This window comes from Chryseobacterium oryctis, from assembly GCF_025971925.1.
GTDB classification, from domain to species: Bacteria; Bacteroidota; Bacteroidia; order Flavobacteriales; family Weeksellaceae; genus Chryseobacterium; species Chryseobacterium oryctis.
Genome location: NZ_JAPDHV010000003.1, coordinates 84,538 through 103,494 on the forward strand (window position 1 = coordinate 84,538; position 18,957 = coordinate 103,494).

The 18,957-nt window shown below is 32.6% G+C and carries 17 protein-coding genes; 6 read left to right on the forward strand and 11 right to left on the reverse strand.

Features of this window, described 5'->3' with window-relative positions; translation table 11 throughout:
• Positions 1 to 58 precede the first annotated feature (58 nt).
• The 6 genes from OH806_RS07465 to OH806_RS07490 are packed head-to-tail and all read right to left on the reverse strand — an operon-like array spanning position 59 to position 7,512.
• Complete coding sequence (locus OH806_RS07465; RefSeq protein ID WP_264743055.1) at positions 59 to 712, reverse strand: rhomboid family intramembrane serine protease; 654 nt, start codon at positions 710 to 712, stop codon at positions 59 to 61.
• Positions 713 to 752: 40 nt separating this feature from the next.
• Positions 753 to 1,943, reverse strand: a complete 1,191-nt coding sequence (locus OH806_RS07470; RefSeq protein WP_264743056.1) for an ankyrin repeat domain-containing protein — start codon at positions 1,941 to 1,943, stop codon at positions 753 to 755.
• Positions 1,944 to 1,972: 29 nt separating this feature from the next.
• Entirely contained in the window at positions 1,973 to 2,506 is a 534-nt protein-coding gene (locus tag OH806_RS07475; protein ID WP_264743057.1) for a hypothetical protein, read from the reverse strand.
• Between the two features lie 8 nt (positions 2,507 to 2,514).
• The gene (locus OH806_RS07480; protein WP_264743058.1) at positions 2,515 to 5,088 is read right to left on the reverse strand and encodes a DNA gyrase/topoisomerase IV subunit A; all 2,574 of its coding nucleotides are present in this window, start codon (positions 5,086 to 5,088) and stop codon (positions 2,515 to 2,517) included.
• A 6-nt stretch (positions 5,089 to 5,094) separates the two neighbouring features.
• A complete protein-coding gene (locus tag OH806_RS07485; RefSeq protein ID WP_264743059.1) occupies positions 5,095 to 5,571 on the reverse strand; it encodes a hypothetical protein in 477 nt (158 codons plus the stop codon).
• A 57-nt stretch (positions 5,572 to 5,628) separates the two neighbouring features.
• The gene (locus tag OH806_RS07490) at positions 5,629 to 7,512 is read right to left on the reverse strand and encodes a DNA topoisomerase IV subunit B (protein ID WP_264743060.1); all 1,884 of its coding nucleotides are present in this window, start codon (positions 7,510 to 7,512) and stop codon (positions 5,629 to 5,631) included.
• Between the two features lie 205 nt (positions 7,513 to 7,717).
• Here OH806_RS07490 and OH806_RS07495 point away from each other — a divergent pair, with 205 nt between their 5' ends.
• The 4 genes from OH806_RS07495 (at position 7,718) to OH806_RS07510 (ending at position 11,260) form a co-directional block, all read left to right on the forward strand.
• On the forward strand, positions 7,718 to 8,446 hold the full coding sequence (locus OH806_RS07495) for a LytR/AlgR family response regulator transcription factor (RefSeq protein WP_264743061.1): 729 nt from the start codon (positions 7,718 to 7,720) through the stop codon (positions 8,444 to 8,446).
• 112 nt (positions 8,447 to 8,558) lie between these two features.
• Positions 8,559 to 9,293, forward strand: coding sequence for a hypothetical protein (locus tag OH806_RS07500; RefSeq protein ID WP_264743062.1), 735 nt, complete (start codon positions 8,559 to 8,561; stop codon positions 9,291 to 9,293).
• A gap of 1 nt (position 9,294) precedes the next feature.
• Positions 9,295 to 9,954, forward strand: a complete 660-nt coding sequence (locus OH806_RS07505) for a YiiX/YebB-like N1pC/P60 family cysteine hydrolase (RefSeq protein ID WP_264743063.1) — start codon at positions 9,295 to 9,297, stop codon at positions 9,952 to 9,954.
• Positions 9,955 to 10,051: 97 nt separating this feature from the next.
• A complete protein-coding gene (locus tag OH806_RS07510; protein WP_264743064.1) occupies positions 10,052 to 11,260 on the forward strand; it encodes a T9SS type A sorting domain-containing protein in 1,209 nt (402 codons plus the stop codon).
• 65 nt (positions 11,261 to 11,325) lie between these two features.
• Here the strand turns inward: OH806_RS07510 and OH806_RS07515 are convergent, their stop codons facing one another.
• Positions 11,326 to 12,108 (reverse strand): TIGR00266 family protein, encoded by a 783-nt coding sequence (locus OH806_RS07515; protein WP_264743065.1) that lies wholly within the window; start codon positions 12,106 to 12,108, stop codon positions 11,326 to 11,328.
• Positions 12,109 to 12,206: 98 nt separating this feature from the next.
• Between OH806_RS07515 and OH806_RS07520 the strand changes: the two genes are divergently transcribed.
• Both OH806_RS07520 and OH806_RS07525 read left to right on the forward strand, forming a co-directional pair.
• The gene (locus tag OH806_RS07520; protein WP_264743066.1) at positions 12,207 to 13,355 is read left to right on the forward strand and encodes a methionine aminotransferase; all 1,149 of its coding nucleotides are present in this window, start codon (positions 12,207 to 12,209) and stop codon (positions 13,353 to 13,355) included.
• Positions 13,356 to 13,440: 85 nt separating this feature from the next.
• Positions 13,441 to 13,602, forward strand: coding sequence for a hypothetical protein (locus tag OH806_RS07525; RefSeq protein ID WP_264743067.1), 162 nt, complete (start codon positions 13,441 to 13,443; stop codon positions 13,600 to 13,602).
• Positions 13,603 to 13,678: 76 nt separating this feature from the next.
• Here OH806_RS07525 and ychF read toward each other — a convergent pair whose 3' ends face one another.
• The 4 genes from ychF to OH806_RS07545 all read right to left on the reverse strand — a co-directional run bounded on the left by ychF (position 13,679) and on the right by OH806_RS07545 (position 18,908).
• Positions 13,679 to 14,770: a redox-regulated ATPase YchF gene (gene ychF / locus OH806_RS07530; RefSeq protein WP_264743068.1), complete on the reverse strand. Its 1,092-nt coding sequence runs from the start codon at positions 14,768 to 14,770 to the stop codon at positions 13,679 to 13,681.
• A 152-nt stretch (positions 14,771 to 14,922) separates the two neighbouring features.
• Positions 14,923 to 16,533: a glycoside hydrolase family 10 protein gene (locus OH806_RS07535; RefSeq protein WP_264743069.1), complete on the reverse strand. Its 1,611-nt coding sequence runs from the start codon at positions 16,531 to 16,533 to the stop codon at positions 14,923 to 14,925.
• 129 nt (positions 16,534 to 16,662) lie between these two features.
• Complete coding sequence (typA, locus tag OH806_RS07540) at positions 16,663 to 18,468, reverse strand: translational GTPase TypA (protein ID WP_264743070.1); 1,806 nt, start codon at positions 18,466 to 18,468, stop codon at positions 16,663 to 16,665.
• Positions 18,469 to 18,644: 176 nt separating this feature from the next.
• Positions 18,645 to 18,908, reverse strand: coding sequence for a DUF1294 domain-containing protein (locus tag OH806_RS07545; protein WP_264743071.1), 264 nt, complete (start codon positions 18,906 to 18,908; stop codon positions 18,645 to 18,647).
• Positions 18,909 to 18,957 lie beyond the last annotated feature (49 nt).

Genomic DNA, 18,957 nt, shown 5'->3' on the forward strand with positions numbered 1-18,957 from the left:
ATAATGAAAAAGAGCATTTTTTTAATGCTCTTTTTCATTTCAAATTATATGAAAGAATTTATCGAATTCTTTTATTTATGAATATTTCATAGCTCAAATAAATCAATGGAAGTGCCATAATTCCAATATACAAAGCATTCTCCATTGCTCTTTCCGGCTGATTTGCAATTGCATAAACCAATCCGAAAAATGCCCCTCCCAAATGCGCAGCATGACCAATATTGTCATATTGTTTAGGATTTAGCATCATGTAAACGGAATATGCGAAATATAGCAAACCGAAAACATATCCTTTAATAGGAAGAATAAAGAAAAAATAAAGCTCAATATTCGGCAACATGGCAATTGCAGAAAATAAAACTCCGGAAACTCCTCCACTCGCTCCAATAGCAGAATACCAAGGTTGTTTTTGATAAAGAAATAAAGAAAATAAATTTCCTAAAAAAATTGAACCCAAATAAATAATTAAAAACCCAATATTTCCGAAACCCTGTACTACAATTGGTGCAAAGAAAAATAAGGTAAACATATTAAAGAACAAATGCGTAAAATCTGCATGCAGAAACCCTGCAGAAATTAAACGGATATATTCCTTTTTATTTTTAATAGCTGCTACATTGAATTTATATTTTTCAAACAATCTTATATCATTTAGTGCTTGATAACTTATGATACAGGTAACTGCTATTATTGCTAATATAATTGGATTCATATTTTTTTGTTAAATAAAATTAAAAGTTCAGTAATGATTTTCAATCACCCAGAAGTTCTATTATCTCTTTATTATTTCTTGTTATTGCCAAAGATAATGCCGTATTTCCTTCCGCTTCAATGTTTTTATCTGCTCTGTTATCTAAAAGAATTTTTACAATTTCCAAATGATTTATTTCTGCTGCTCTGTGCAAGGCTGTATACCCTCTATTATCCTTTGCATTTACAAAAGCTCCGGATTTTAAAAGTAAAGCCAAATGCTCTTTCTTATTGGCTTGAACCGCATTCATAATAGGAGTAGCTCCTTGATAAGATCTCACATTAGGATCTGCTCCTAACTCAAGTAATTTTGATAGAGAATCAGTATTTTCTGTTATAATAGACCAGTGTAAAGGCGATAATCCGTCACTTGCCCAACCATCTATTGCCAATCCTTTTCTTATTAAGTTTACAATTTCATTCTCCTCAGATTTTGCAACGGCAATATGTAATAAAGAATCTGATCTTAATATGCCTTTAGGTTTAGGAACAAAATTTTCATCAAAAATCCCAAAATCTGCCATATTTCCGTATAATGAAAATGCCCATATCGCAGCCTGATTCGTGTCTTCTACAAAATCTTTGGATAATGGAGCAGGAAATTCTTCTCTCATTACATGGCTAATCAGTAAAAATCTCAAAACAGCCTGAGTAAATTCAGGGCTTTCATTTGGAGTAAATTCACCTATGACATTTTCTATGATTAACTGATTATTTTTTTGTGAAGTTTTGGCAATCACAAAAACTTCTCTTAACCAGCTTCTCACAAAAATAAGATACATTCCATCAAAATAAATTGCCCATTTCTTCTCCATTACATCCGGAATAAATAATACCCCCGGTTCTAATATTGCGTCAATAGGAAAGGAAATATCTGTTGAAATAGTTTTATCGTTATCCGGTTTAATTCCCCAAAATTCCGTTCCGTTTTTTCCTCCATAAGAAACAGCATTTTCTGCCATTTTAGAATCTCGTGATGTGGAAATTACATTTTTACTTACTGAACGTAAATCTAAAATCTTTACTCCCCATTCATTATCAGAAGCCTCAATCCAGGGTAACTCATCTTTCTTCTTTTCTTCTTTCTGAACTGTTTCAGTTGAAGCTACTTCTTCCTGAGTTTCTTCAGTAATTTCAGGTTTAGTAACTTCTTTTTTCTTAAAAAATCCAAAGAGTTTTTTAAAAAATGACATATTGTATATTGTTGTGATTAGTGTTTAGTTTATTTTTTAGAAATAAGAATTTCTCCGTACTCATTACCTACTGGAGCTACCATTTCGGTTTTCAAATAATATTTATCATCTATTTTTGAAAGTACAAAGTCATGATTTAAATAATTATCTTCGCCTTCATATAATACTTCTGGTAAAAATTTTACAGCATTTTTCTCTTTCAATTGCTCAAAATTTCCATACATTTTGTACCCTTCTGTTACACTTCCATCAAAATCCTCATACCAAATATGGAAGTGTACCCCTACAGATGAATCAACAGTTATTTTAATATGATAGTAGTATTCTCCTTCTCCCTGAGCTTCTATTCCCTTTACATAATATTCTCCATTCCATTCTGCATAATCTCCTTCAGGTTTTATTTCTAAATTCTGAGTAGCTTTATCTACTGGCTTTATATTATTACTTTTATTTTCTACACTTTTGTTATGAATTGGTTGTTCTTTATTATCATAATGATTATAATAATAGTATCCCCCCAATCCCACGACAACAAGCAGTAAAACAATAATAATTTTTTTCATAACCAGTTTTATTCTTGGAATAAGTCTCCGATAACACCGGCATCTTCATCCATAATAGGAGAATTCAATTCCGGAGCTTCATAAATTTCTTCCACTTCAGGTTCTGGTTCAGGAATGGTAATATTAATAGACTTCACCTTAAACTTAGTAAACTGATTGCCAATTGCTTTTATACCCTTCACTGCAATAAACTCATCTATATTTATTTCCTCAGGTTCTCTTTCTTTTCCTTTATCTTTTGCAAAAATAATCTCTGCTGTAGCATTATTTGCCACAATTACATTTTCAATAAACGATTTTGAATGTTCAGACGGCATGAAGGTCTGTACGTTGGTTGTATTTTCAAATAAGAATCTCTTAATGAAATAGATTTCCTTTTCGCCATCAAAATAAATACAGGTTACAGGTTGTTCAGGTTTCCATTTTTCAAGAACTAAGTATTCATCATCAAAACGGTTTCCAAGATCAAAACTCACCAATTTAGCTTCTCCATTCGTATTGATAGTTAATATCTTATCATCTCCTTTAAAGCTACCCAATAGCGTACCTCTTCCGTCAACATTTAATCTTCTTACCGTATCATCAAACCAAATTTTTCTAGGAGCTAATGTAGAAACACCTTCTTCCTTCAAATCGACTTTTTTCACAGAATATTTGGTAACCAAATTCCCTTTAGAATCGCGTCCTTTAATCGCTAATTCAGAGAAATCAATATCCATTTTGTTTTTTCTGATTCTAGGATTTGGCTTTAAAAGAACTGTTACAGTTTCTGCTTCACCATTCGGATTAGCCGAAAAATAAAGAACTTCTGAGCCTTTTTTATCTGAAGCTAAAGGATAGTCTGTATTTCTGGTAACTCCTGTTACTGAAAAACGTTTCATATAATATGGTCCTTCTCTACCTTCACGGTAAATCATATTATATACAGTTCTTTTATCATTTTTCTTCCATACAGCAACATGAAGAATATCTTTTCCGATGAAAGTTTTGGCTTCCACTTTTACAACCTTCATACTACCATCTTTTCTGAAAGTGATAATATCATCAATATCTGAACAATCAAATAAATATTGATCTTTCCTTAAAGAAGTTCCAATAAATCCTTCTTCAAAATTGGCATAGAATTTTTCATTGGCTACCGCTACTTTTGTTGCATCAATTGTATCAAAAATTCTTAATTCTGTTCTTCTCGTTTTATCCTTTCCGTATTTCTTTTGAATATTTAGATAATAATCAATAGCATACTGGATAAGATTTTCTAAATGGTATTTTACCTGCTCGATTTTACCTTCAAGAGCAGCAATATTTTCTTTAAATTTATCTAAATCGAATCTCGAAATTCTCTTGATTCTGATTTCTGTAAGTTTTAAAATATCTTCTTCTGTTACCGCTCTTAAAAGGTGTTTCGTATGCGGCTTCAACCCTTCATCAATTGTTTTTAAAACTTCATCCCAAGTTTTAACTTCTTCAATATCGTGGTAAATTCTGTTTTCAATGAAAATTCTTTCCAAAGAAGAAAAGTGCCAATTTTCCTGCAATTCGTGAAGCTCAATTTCCAATTCTTTTTTAAGCAACGAGACAGTATGATCTGTATTCATTCTTAAAATCTCAGAAACATTTAGGAACATTGGCTTATCGCCTACAATTACACAAGCATTTGGCGAAATTGTCACCTGACAGTCTGTAAATGCATACAATGCATCGATTGTTTTATCCGGCGACATATCATTATGAAGATGAACTAAAATTTCAACCTTATCGGATGTGTTATCTTCAATTTTCTTGATTTTAATCTTACCTTTTTCGTTAGCTTTCAGGATAGAATCAATTAAATCTCCCGTATTTTTAGAAAAAGGAAGCTCAGAAATAACCAAAGTATGCTTATCTGTTTGGGTAATTCTGGCTCTGGCTCTTACTTTACCACCTCTTTGCCCATCATTATATTCAGAAACATCTAGAAAGCCGGCTGTAAGGAAATCAGGATAAAGCTCAAACTTTTTACCCTTTAAGTAAGCAACAGAAGCGTTGATTAATTCATTAAAATTATGCGGGAGAATTTTTGTGGAAAGACCAACTCCGATACCTTCAACTCCCTGAGCAAGAAGCAAAGGAAATTTTACCGGTAAATCGATGGGCTCATTATTTCTTCCGTCATAAGATTTTGCCCATTCTGTTGTTTTAGGATTGAAAACTACCTCCAAAGCAAATGGAGTAAGTCTTGCTTCAATATATCTCGCAGCAGCAGCAGAGTCTCCTGTATAAATATTTCCCCAGTTTCCCTGAGTATCTATCAAAAGTTCTTTCTGCCCGATTCCCACCATTGCATCGGTAATAGAAGCATCACCATGAGGGTGATATTTCATGGTATTACCTACAATATTTGCAACTTTATTGTATCGTCCGTCTTCCAGCTCCCGCATGGAATGCATGATTCTTCTCTGAACAGGCTTAAAACCGTCATAAACAGACGGAATTGCTCTATCTAATATTACATAAGAGGCATAATCAAGAAACCAGTCTTTGTATAATCCGGAAACTTTCCTCAGGCTCTCTCCTTCATGCGAGTGTTCTTCTGTCATCATTTATATTTAATCCTTATTCTGGTTGTTAGCTTTCACTACTTTACTTAAAGATAATCTTAAATCATTAATTTCTTTTTTAGTCAGAAAAGAAATTTCATATTTCAACATCGTTGTTCCGTTATTTTTACTGGAAACAGTAACATACAATCTTTTGATAAAGGGTAAATTTACTATTTCATATTTTACAAGTTTATATTTCGGAAATTCATCATGTAAAGGTTTACTTAAAAAAGGAATTATATTTCTGTTTTTAAAATTAATCGCTTCTCCATCACTATCGTATTCAAAAATCTGTCTCCCTCTAAGAAAAAAAAGCAACAACAGTAAAACTGGAACAATTAAAAATAAATAGCTTTCCTTTCCTAAAACATTAAATCTATATTCCTCTAATAAAAATACTAAAACTCCACCTGCAAGTGTCATTAACAAAAGTGTATTGATGAAGTTATAAACCGGAGCCTTGCTTCTGTTACTCAATCTCATAATGTAGGTAATTTGTTTTTTTCATGCGAGTGTTTTTTATGTGTTTTATTTTATTATTTAATTTTCAGCGTCGCTTAAAATTTCTTTCTTATCAATATCAGGATCTTCTACAACCAGATTTTCAAGAATAAAAGTCTGTCTGTCCGGTGTATTTTTTCCCATATAAAATTCTAAAAGCTGATCAATTGTCTGATCTTTTCCTGTTACAACAGGTTCCAAACGAATATCTTTTCCTATGAAGTGCTTAAATTCGTCAGGTGAAATCTCTCCAAGCCCTTTAAATCGGGTAATTTCCGGATTTTTACCTAATTCATTCAATGCCTTGATTCTCTCCGCTTCCGAATAACAATATCTTGTTTCTTTTTTATTTCTCACCCTAAACAAAGGAGTTTGAAGAATATATAGATGGCCGTTCTTAATAACATCAGGGAAGAATTGTAAAAAGAAAGTAATCATTAATAAACGAATATGCATCCCGTCAACATCGGCATCCGTTGCAATAATCACCTGATTATATCTTAAATCTTCAAGACTTTCTTCGATGTTTAAAGCCGCCTGAAGTAAGTTAAATTCTTCATTTTCATAAACGACTTTTTTCGTCAGTCCATAACAATTCAGAGGTTTACCTTTTAAAGAAAACACCGCTTGTGTTTCCACATCTCTCGATTTGGTAATTGAACCAGATGCGGAATCTCCCTCGGTAATGAAAATCTGTGTTTCAGCCTTTCTTTCAGCTTTCTGATCATTATAATGCTGTCTGCAATCACGAAGCTTTTTATTATGAAGAGAAACCTTTTTAGCTCTTTCTCTTGCCAATTTTTGGATTCCAGAAAGCTCTTTTCTCTCCCTCTCAGAAATCAAAATTTTTCTCTGAACTGCTTCTGCAATTTCAGGATTTTTATGTAGGAAATTATCTAACTTGCTTTTCAGGAAATCAATAATAAAAGTTCTCACGGTAGGTCCATTTGGCCCCATATCATTCGAACCTAATTTAGTCTTGGTTTGAGACTCAAATACAGGTTCTTCAACATTGATGGAAACCGCTGCAATGATTGATTTTCTAATATCAGATGCATCGAAATTTTTATTAAAAAACTCTCGAATTGTTTTCACGTAAGCCTCACGAAAAGCATTCAAATGTGTACCTCCCTGCGTTGTATTTTGTCCGTTTACAAATGAAAAATAGGTTTCAGTTTGTGATTTATCAGAATGTGTAATTGCTACTTCAATATCATCATCTTTCAAATGAACAATCGGGTAAAGAATTTCACTTTCTAACTCTTCTTCCAACAAATCTTTCAACCCGTTTTCAGAAAAATACGTTTCACCATTAAAAAGAATTTTCAATCCAGGATTCAGATACGCATAATTACGAAGCATCCTTTCGATATATTCTTTTCGATATTTGAAATTAAGGAAAATATCGGCATCCGGAATGAACGATATTTCAGTTCCGTTTCTGTCTGAGGTATCCTTTTCGTCAAAATTTTCAGTGATAATCCCGCGAGAAAACTCGGCAACCTTCATTTTTCCATCACGAAAAGAACGTACACGGAAATAATCTGATAATGCATTTACGGCTTTTGTACCAACACCATTTAAACCTACTGATTTTTTGAAGGCTTTACTGTCGTATTTACCTCCGGTATTCATTTTAGAAACAGCATCGACTACTTTTCCCAACGGAATACCACGACCAAAATCACGAATTGTAACTTTACCGTCGTCTAGTTTTATTTCAATTCTTTTACCCGCTTTCATTCTAAACTCATCAATAGAGTTGTCTAGAATTTCTTTAAGTAAAATATAAATACCATCATCTGCAGATGAGCCATCGCCCAATTTCCCGATATACATTCCGGGACGTAAACGAATATGCTCCTGCCAATCGAGGGTTCTGATATTATCTTCTGAATAAGTAGGATTTATTTCTTGTGACATATATATTTCAGCAAACACACAAAAATACGAATTTTTGAAAAAATACACGAACAAAATCAATGCATTTTGCTTACCATTTTATATATTTTATTGCATTTTTATTAATGAAACTCTATATTTACATTATTCAATACTAAGTGAAATTAATAAGTTTTATTTTAAATTGAAAAGCCGATAACAAATAAAAAACTAATCACCAAATTATATGAAAACAAAACTACAAATCTGCATCATTGACGAACATGATGATATAGAAAATCTAACTAAATTATTAAAGAGAGAATTTCCTGAATTTAAAGTAGCTTTCTATACAAACAATATAGAAGATGCTTATATTTATTTAAGTAAAAACTCACCACATCTTCTATTTTTAAACATGAAATTCATAGATGAAAATGGTATAAAAATCTTCCGTAAAATAAGAAGAAATTTGTCCCAGATAATTTTCATCGCCGAATCTGAAAGAGAAGCCATAGAAGCCATAAAAAAAGGAGTAACAGATTACCTCTTAAAGCCTATAAAAAACTTAGATTTTGTGATTTTAATAAATAAAGCTTTAGAAGCTATTAATTATCAAAAAACATTTACTTACTCAAACTCTCTTCAAAACAAAATTAATATTCCTACCATACAGGGTTTTAAACGTATTAATATTGATGAAATTATACGTTGTGAAGCAGATTCAAATTATACATTCATTCATTTGCTTGACAAAACTAAAGTTCTGGTCTGTAAAACGCTTCAAGAATTTGAAAATTATTTTTCCGAACATAATTTTTTCAGGGTACATCACAAGCATCTTATCAATTTAGATCATTTAAGAGAATATATTAAAGGAAAAGGAGGTCAGGTAATCATGACAGACAACTCAGTAGTAGACGTATCTGTAAGAAAAAAGAATGATTTCCTATACAAAATGGACAGTAGTAATTAATCACATTTAAGAGAAAAAAAACAACACTTATCTATGAAATAATAACACTTACTCATTAAAGATATTAAGTTATAGTTTATGATAATAATTTTAGGAAAAACTTTAAACTATTATGAAAACAAAAACTTTTTTAACTGTAATTGGTTTAGTGACTTCACAAACTTTATTTTACTCATGTAATGAAGACAACAGAGATTCACAAAGCATTTCTAATTTACCATCATTAACAGAGAGCATTATTAACGGTGCAGATGGTGTAAACGGTCTGAATTTTAAAAGTGGTAATTATTTTACGGCTCCTGACACATTTAACAGCGCTGTAAACTACATTCAGTCTAAAATTTTACAACAAGGAATATCTTACGTACTTACGCAAGATGATCTGAACATTTTCTATGATAAAGCAGGTATTTCTCTATCCGAAAGAATGTCATTAGACCAAGTAAATTCTATTATCAGTAAAACATTAAGTTCTTTGCAACTACCTTTTGCAGAAATCCTTAATCAACTACAAATTTCAGATAATGCAAAATCATTAGCATTACAAATTGATCAAGCATCAATCATTAATATTGAACAAAATTCAATTTATAAAATACTTTCAGACAATGAAAAAATGCTTATCAAAAATTTAAATGATTTTAAATATAATATTGAAAAGGATCAGTATTCTATCAATAAAAATGTAGCCTCAAAAACACCTCCTTTTATTTGGGGAGGAATGGCTGGTTGGGGAGTTGGCGCAGGTGTAGGATTTTTAGTTGGAGGACCAGTTGGTATGGTAGTCGGAGCAGGAATTGGGGTTTTGGTAGGTTCTGTAGTCGGAGCCGTTACAGGTAAAAAATAAGATGCTTTTTTATAAAAAAAAATATCCCCTTATATTAATTACTATTATGGGTATTGCACTCATAATAGTAGTTTTCTCCTTTAATCATTTTAATTCTTTGTATGAAAGAATACATCACATAAACTTCGACAACCAAACAGTCTATTTAATACAAAGGGGCACAACAGGAAAACTTGGAAATATTGCGAAAGATTTTAATATCAAAAATAAATATGCCTCTCATATAGGAATTGGTTTTATACATAATAACAAATTATCAATTTATCATGTATATGTAGATAAAAACCAAAAAAACAACAATTTGTATATTGAAAGTCTTGAAGAATTTATTCAGCCAGAAGATATAAACTATTTATGTGTATGGAGATTACAAGAAATAAATCCGCAAAAATTCGAATCTATTAAAAAGTCATTAATTCAATCAGAAAAAGAAAATATCCTTTTTGATTTTATTTTTAAAGAAGACAACAACAACTACTATTGCTCAGAATTTGTCGCCAAAAAATTAGAAGAATCTGGTGTGCATATCATGAAAAACAACACTAAACCAATAAGTGGAATAGCAAAACAAGCTCTTGACAGAGATACATTAACCTATTTTCCGGTAGATGGGTTTGAAAATTCTCGTCAAATCAACAAAATATTTGAATGGATAAAATAATATCATCCATTCTTCTCGATATAGTACAATTATTATATAAAAACCATTAATCATTAAAGTTTTTCTTGGCTTTTGATCTATAAAACCAAATTACATTATGATAAGAATGTACTTTTTAGCATTTTACATGCTTCTAGGATCTTTCGGCTTTCACGCACAAGCTCCCTGTTCAGATTTCAATGATCCAGGAAATCCTGCAGGAAATTGGGCTCCTGCAGCACCACCAAACGGCAATGTAAGTGTCGGATTTGGTTCACCTAATGCTCTTGACGGCACACAATACCTTATCCTTAAAGACTTATCTGGAAGTTCGTGGTATGAAAACAATAATGACTTCAAAAATATTGGTGAAAAATTCCGTGGACAATGTCTATACTTTGATTTTTATATTGAAAATGACAGTGGTTTTGGAGCTCCTTATCATCCAAATATTACTTTATCCGACGGAACCAACAGTACGACTTTTGTTGCAACAGTAGCCGTAACGCCGGGAAGCGGTTGGGTTCGAATAAAAGCTCCAATAGAATTATCAAGTGGAGGCATACTTCCCAGCAACTCTGAAGGAGCATGGACAATGACAACTCCTAATGCCGCAATTTTTGATAATATAATGATGAACTCTACTACTTTGTCAATCACCCCAGATATGACTTCTACACAACAAGAAGTTGTATATTTTGACAATATCTGCATAAAACCATGCAGTGATTGCAATGAGTGTAATTCTAATTTTAAAATTCAAGCTACAACAAGCACTTCAAGCCATATCACAACCGCACAGGTATTCCTTGAAAGCACAAATTCACCAAGTTTATATTCTGTAGATTGGGGAGATGGCACTGTTTCAGGAGTTCTAACATCTCACGTGTATACCAACCCTGGAAGCTATAAAGTATGCGTCACACAATACGAAAACGGAAAACCAAAATGTACAACATGCATCTTATTTTGTGTAAAGCCAATGGATTCTAATATCGTTCAAAAAAATAATGCAGCTTCACCTCTTAAAGATATTTCAGCAATTGCCAAGGCAGAAATCGGGACAGCAAAAGTTTCCAACTATCTTTTAGTTCCAAACCCCGCAAAAAATTATGTAGACCTGCAGACTAATCTATCAAAAAAAGAATTGGTTTCAGTAAGAATCTTTGATATTTCAGGCAAAGTTGTAGCAAATAAATCTGAAACTATTGAAAGCGGACGTCAAAATATAAGAATTGATACTGAAAAACTTATCGAAGGAACTTATATTGTTGAAATCAAATCCGGGGACAAAACAAATTCCCAAAAGCTACTAATTCAAAAGTAATTTTTATAATTAAACAAAAATGCGGCGTCTTTCAGACGCCGCATTTTATATTTAAAATCTATTCTTTAAAAACCGTCACCATCCAGAAGATTTCCTAAACCGCCTAAAATACTACCCTGCTCTCCCTTCTTCGTTGTTCCGTATTGTAAAATTCTGCTTGCCAATCTAGAAATCGGTAAAGTCTGAATCCAAACTTTTCCGGGACCTCGAAGCTGTGCAAAGAATAATCCTTCTCCTCCGAAAATCGTATTTTTAATTCCACCCACAAACTGAATGTCATAATCAACTGTATGCGTAAAAGCAACAATACAACCTGTATCAATTTTTAAGATTTCTCCCGGTTGAAGCTCTTTTTCAATCACATGTCCTCCACTGTGCACAAAGGTCATACCATCACCTTCTAATTTCTGCATGATAAAGCCTTCTCCCCCAAATAAACCTGTCCCTAATTTTCTCTGAAACTCTATTCCTACTGAAACGCCTTTTGCAGCACAAAGGAAACTGTCTTTCTGGCAAATTACCTTTCCGCCTAATTGACTCAAATCAAAAGGAATAATCTTTCCCGAATAAGGCGCGGCAAAAGACACCTGTTTTTTACCCGAAGAAACATTTGTAAAAACAGTCATAAAAAGATTTTCACCAGTTAACATTCTTTTTCCTGCAGAAAATAATTTTCCCATCAATCCTTTTTCGGTACCGTCACCAAATAAGGTTTCCATTTGAATTCCTTCTGTCATCATCATAAAACTTCCGGGTTCAGCAACTACGCTTTCCTGGGGGTCAAGCTCTATTTCTACGCATTGCATTTCCTCCCCGTAAATCTTATAATCTATTTCATGATTTTTCATTTTTTCAGTATTAAAATTATCGGCTACAATATTAATATTTTTTAAGCTCAATTTTGAAAAAATAATTTAAATTCGATAATGATTAAAAAATTCAGCTAATGATACAACTTCCTTTATCCAAACTTTCCAACATAGGAACAACGATTTTCAGTCAGATGACCCAGCTCGCCAATGAAAACGAAGCGATTAACCTCTCACAAGGTTTTCCTGATTTCATGCCTGATTCTGAGCTATTGAACAATGTCGATTATTTCATTAAAAAAGGCTTTAATCAATATGCTCCAATGGGTGGAATGATGGGTTTAAAGGAAGAAATTGCCAGAAAAATTGAAAACAGCCATCAAACAAATTATCATCCTGACTCTGAAATTACTATAACAGCAGGAGGAACCCAAGCTATTTTTACAGCTATTGCAACTTTTGTAAAAAAAGATGATGAAGTGATTATTTTTGAACCTGCATATGATTGCTACGAACCTACTGTTGAGCTTTTTGGCGGAATTGTAAAAAGATTTGAAATGACAGTTCCAGATTACACAATCGATTGGAACTCTGTTAAAAATTTAGTTTCAGAAAAAACAAAAATGATTATCCTGAACAACCCAAATAACCCTTCAGGAAAGATTTTAAAAGAAAATGACATTCAAGAACTCATTAATATCGTAAAAGACACTTCAATTCTAATTTTAAGTGACGAGGTATACGAAAATATTGTCTTTGACGGGAAAAAGCATTTAAGCATCTGTAAATATCCTGAATTAAAGAAAAGAAGCCTTTTAATTGCTTCTTTTGGAAAACTTTTTCATGTCACAGGATGGAAAATAGGGTATTGTGCTGCTCCTAAAAACCTGACTGACGAATTCAGAAAAATTCATCAATTCAATGTTTTTTCTGTCAATACACCTATTCAACTAGCTTTGGCTGAATACATGAAAAATGACGAGCATTACAATCATCTAAACCAATTCTTTCAGGAAAAAAGAGATTTTTTAAGAAAAGGGCTTGAAAATACTTCTTTCGAGTTATTAGATTGTGAAGGGACTTACTTTCAGGCTATTAAATATGATAAAATTTCAGATAAAAATGATTTCGATTTTGCAACCGAACTTACAATCACTCATAAAGTAGCCAGTGTACCTTTTTCATCTTTTTATAAAAATAAACTGAATGAAAATGTAATACGTCTCTGCTTTGCAAAAAAACAAGAAACATTAGAAAAAGCTTTGGAAAATTTATCTAAACTATAATCTCTTTAAAATTATCTTCACAAAGTGATATATTAATAAATATTTTTGTACATTAGTTTTACATAAATCATTCAAAATCATCACTATGAAAAATCAAAATGTACAAAAAGGAAAAAAGCTGAACAAAAAAGAGCTTAGAGTAATTAAAGGAGGTCTTATGGATTGTATCGACCCGTTCACAGGACTTTGCAAAAAAATATCAATTGGCTGTGCACAATTAGAATGCCGACCGGAAATTGTACCATAGCATTAGAATCTATACAAAAAACGCTTCCAAGTATAATTCTGGAAGCGTTTTCATATATAACGAACTTTAATATTTTCTATACATTGAATCTGAAATGCATGATGTCTCCATCCTGAACTACATATTCTTTACCTTCTACAGAAAGTTTCCCCGCTTCTTTTACCTTTACTTCAGAACCGTAATTGATAAAATCTGCATACTTAATAACCTCAGCACGAATAAATCCTTTTTCAAAATCTGTATGGATAACTCCTGCTGCTTGAGGAGCAGTCCAACCCTGCCCGATTGTCCAAGCTCTTACCTCTTTCACTCCTGCCGTAAAATAGGTCTGAAGCTTCAATAAATCATAAGCTTTTCTAATCAAACGGTTAACTCCTGGCTCTGTAAGACCCAGTTCTTCAAGGAAAATTTCTCTTTCTTCAAAAGTTTCAAGTTCATTGATATCAGCTTCAATCTGAGCAGCTAAAACCACAACTTCAGCTCCTTCATTTTTAGCCATTTCTTCAATTTTCCCAATCCATTCGTTTCCGTTTTTAATTGAATTTTCATCAACATTACAAACATAAAGAACCGGCTTATTAGTTAAAAGCTGAACTTCTGAAATAACAGATTTTGAAAAATCATCTACAGCAAATTCTCTTGCATTTTTCCCATCTTCCAAGAATTTTTGAAGATTCTGAAGCGTTTCGTAAGTTAAAATATCATCTTTCTTTCCGGATTTGATGAATTTTTTAGCTTTTTCAACAGCTTTCCCAACAGTTTCAAGATCTTTTAACTGAAGTTCTATATCAATAATTTCTTTATCTCTTAACGGATCAACCGAACCTTCAACGTGAACAATATTACCATTATCAAAACATCTTAAAACATGGATAATTGCCTCACATTCGCGGATATTTGCCAAAAACTGGTTTCCTAAACCTTCTCCTTTACTCGCTCCTTTTACAAGACCAGCAATATCAACAATCTCAACCACAGCCGGTAAAACTCTCTCAGGTTTTACTATTTTCTCCAATTCAAACAATCTTTGGTCAGGCACAGAAACTGTACCTAAATTTGGCTCGATTGTACAGAAAGGATAGTTTGCTGATTGTGCTTTTGCATTGCTCAAACAGTTAAAAAGAGTTGATTTACCTACGTTTGGTAAGCCTACGATTCCACATTTCATAATGAAACTTTTTTATTTTTAAAGGTGCGCAAAGATAGTGATTTTAAACAGAGTTTCATAATAAAAAAATCTGTCCAGAAAAGAACAGATTTATTATACAATTTTTCAAATAATGAAATCTAAAACTCTACAACTGCTAGAAATAATATCTTTTATTTAATTTTCTTAGCAATATAATCACTTTCATTACCAAGTCTATCAATAGCTTTTATGGCTACAGCATTCAAAGTTTTTCCATCTTTATATTTAGGTACATCTTTTGAAATCTTATCTAAAGGTAAAATTTCAGTTTCCCACACCCCATTATATTGAATAAATAGTACCCATTGAAATACATCTCCGATATTTTTTGTACTCCAATTTAATTGGGCAAAACTTCCGTTGTCATTAATAAACAATGTTGGCGTTTGTAACGGAACAGCTTTTATCCATGGAGTTTTCGGAACTAATGCTTTTTCTTTATACGGACCGTTTTTCAGAGTAGGAAGCATATTGGCATTTTTCGTTAATCCCGCAATACTCCAATGGATTTCTCCGGCATTTTTCCCTAAAACCTGTCTGGAAATTTCAATCTGATTTTTAATTTCTGTCGGCTTGTCCGAGACTTTAACCTCAACAGTATTTAGTCCGGGCCAAAGATGACGATTCATCGTGTTTTCTGATTTCCACCAATTCAACAATGGTTCAAAACCTTGCCCTTTTGATTCAATAGGCCAATATAATTGTGGTGAAAAATAATCAACCCAACCTTTATTCAGCCATAATTTAGCATCTGCATACAACTCATCATATTGCGAAGAACCAACAATTCCTGCTGGATAACCTGGCTTCCAAATTCCGAAAGGACTAATACCAAATCTCACATGATTTTTCTCTGCATGAATTTCTTTATAAATTCTTTCGACAAATCTATTGACATTATCTCTTCTCCAATCTGCTCTAGATAAAGTTCCTCCGTTTCTTACATATTCATTCCAGGTTGCATTATCCGGAAAATCTTTACCTCCATTATATGTTGCATATGGATAAAAATAATCATCAAAATGCACTGCATCAATATCATATCTCTTTACGATATCTTTCACAATATTGGAAACATGACCTTGAGTTTTAGGATTTGCAGGATCAAACCAATACATTCCGTTTCTCAGCCTTACAATCATGTCAGGAAGTTTGTTAACCATAGACTGGGATGTAACCGAGCCTCCATTTGTATGGTGTGCACGATAAGGATTTAGCCATACATGAAGCTCAAGACCTCGTTTATGAGCCTCATCAATCCAAAATTGTAAAGGATCGTAATTAGGATATGGAGGTTTTCCTGTTTCACCCGTTAAAAAATACGACCAAGGTTCAATATTACTTGTATATAAAGCATCTGCAGAAGGACGGATTTGGAAAATTACAGCATTGAAATTATTATCTTTCAACATATCCAACATATTGATTGCTTCTACCTTTTGTTGATCGACTGTTAGATTATTTCTTGAAGGCCAGTTGATATTTGCGACACTTGCAATCCATGCTCCACGAAATTCTCTCTTGATTTCAGGAAGATTAGTTCTGAATGTTTCCTCAGTTGAAGGAGTTACAACCGGCTTTGTCGTTGCAACCGGATCTTTTGGCTTTGTTGTATTATTGCCTGATTTTGTTGTGTTTTTTGCAGGAGTGGTTGCTTTTACAGAATTATTCTGAACAGAACAATTGGTATATGATGCAAAAACGCCTAATAAAGCAACTAGCTTTAATGTATTTAATTTCATAGTCTACAAAACTACTTTAAATTATTATTTCATTTCAAATATCAAAGAAAAAAATACACATTTTTACTCTAATACATGATAAAAAAGCCCCGAAAAATCGAGGCTTGTATAGCTATTAAAGGATGAAAATTAAGCTTTAGCTTGTCTTTCAACTCTTTTTCGTTCTTCCTCAGAAAGTATTTTCTTTCTCATACGGATGAAGTTTGGAGTAACCTCAATTGCTTCATCTGCCTGAATATATTCCATACACTCTTCAAGAGAGAATAATACTTTTGGAGCAATACCTCCGTCTTTATCTTTACCTGCAGCACGCATGTTGTTCAATTGTTTTGCTTCAACAATATTCACAACCAGATCACCAGGTTTATTTTGCTCTCCAATAATCATACCTGTGTAAATTTCCTCACCCGGATCAACGAAGAATTTACCTCTGTCTTGTAATTTTTCAATTGAATATGCCGTAGCCGGACCTTGAGTTTTAGAAACTAAAACACCATTATTTCTTCCCGGAATAGCACCTTTGAATGGTTTATATTCTGAAAAACGGTGTGCCATAATAGCTTCTCCAGCTGTAGCTGTCAACATTTGAGAACGCAATCCGATCAAACCTCTTGATGGGATATCAAATTCCATATGCTGCATTTCTCCTTTAGTTTCCATTACCAAAAGATCTCCTTTTCTCTGAGTAGCCAAATCAATAACTCTAGAAGCATATTCTTCCGGAACATCAACTACTAAAGATTCATAAGGTTCACATTGTTCACCATCAATTTCTCTGTAGATAACTTGTGGTTGCCCTATTGTCATCTCATAACCTTCTCTTCTCATTGTTTCAATAAGAACAGATAAGTGAAGAATACCTCTACCAAACACGACGAATGTATTAGCATCTTCTCCCGGTTGAACTCTTAATGCCAGATTTTTCTCCAATTCTTTTTCTAATCTTTCTTTAAGGTGATTAGAAGTTACATATTTACCGTCTTTACCAAAGAAAGGCGAATTGTTGATTGAGAATGTCATATTCAACGTTGGTTCATCAATCGCAGTTCTTTCTAATGGTTCAGGATTTTCAAAATCAACAAAAGAATCTCCAATCTGGAAAGCATCGAAACCTACCACAGCACAGATATCTCCTGCCTGTACTTCAGTTACTTTCTTCTTACCAAGTCCTTCGAATACGTATAATTCTTTAACTTTACCTTTTACAACCTTACCTCCATCTTGAGCAAGACCAATCCATTGAGATTCTTTAATCTCTCCTCTTGTTACTTTTCCGATTGCAATTCTACCCAAGAAAGATGAAAAGTCTAAAGATGTAATTTGCATTTGCAGGTTACCTTCTTCTGTTTTTGGAGCCGGAACGTGTTCCAAAACACCATCAAGAATTGGCAAAATATTGTCTGTTGGCTCTAATGAAGTATTGAACCATCCTTGTTTAGAAGATCCATAATACGTTGGGAAATCTAATTGCTCCTCAGTTGCATCTAAAGCAAAGAATAAATCGAATACTTTATCATGAACTTCATCAGGACGACAGTTTTCTTTATCAACTTTATTAATAACAACAATTGGCTTAAGACCCAATTCTAAAGCTTTTTGAAGTACAAATCTTGTTTGTGGCATTGGTCCTTCAAAGGCATCTACTAACAAAATCACACCATCTGCCATTTTCAATACTCTTTCTACCTCACCTCCAAAATCGGCGTGACCAGGAGTATCTATTACGTTAATTTTAGTGTCTTTATAAGTAACAGAAATATTCTTAGATAAAATGGTAATACCTCTTTCTCTTTCAAGGTCATTATTATCCATAATTAATTCTCCACTCTCCTGATTTTCTCTGAAAATATTGGTAGCGTGGATGATTTTGTCAACCAAAGTAGTCTTACCGTGGTCAACGTGTGCGATAATCGCAATATTTCTAATGTTTTGCATATAAGATTTTTACGGGTGCAAAAGTAATGATTTCTAACGAAAAAATAAGCAATAAGTTTGATTAATTAACAAATTCATAATGAGGAAATTGAAAAAAATACGTTACTTATTTTAATTATATGTAGATTTAAATTAACGAGTTAAATCAAAAGAATCAGGGATATCCAAATTGAATACTATTTATAATTCAGAGTATTGAAGAGAAAATACCCCATAACAATCTGCAACAAAACAACCCCACCAAATTTCAATAGAAATGAATTTTTAGAAATTTTATGTCTAAAAACAAACATTCCTAAAACAGAACCAATTGTTCCACCTAAAAAAGTGATTATTAATAATGTATTTTCAGAAATTCTTCTTTTATTTTTGAGTGCTTTTCTTTTATCTATTCCAAAAATAATGAACGTAAAAAAATTAATAAATATTAAATAAAACATCCAACAAATCTAAATAAAATGACTGTTAAAAACACCTTTTTTTTAGATT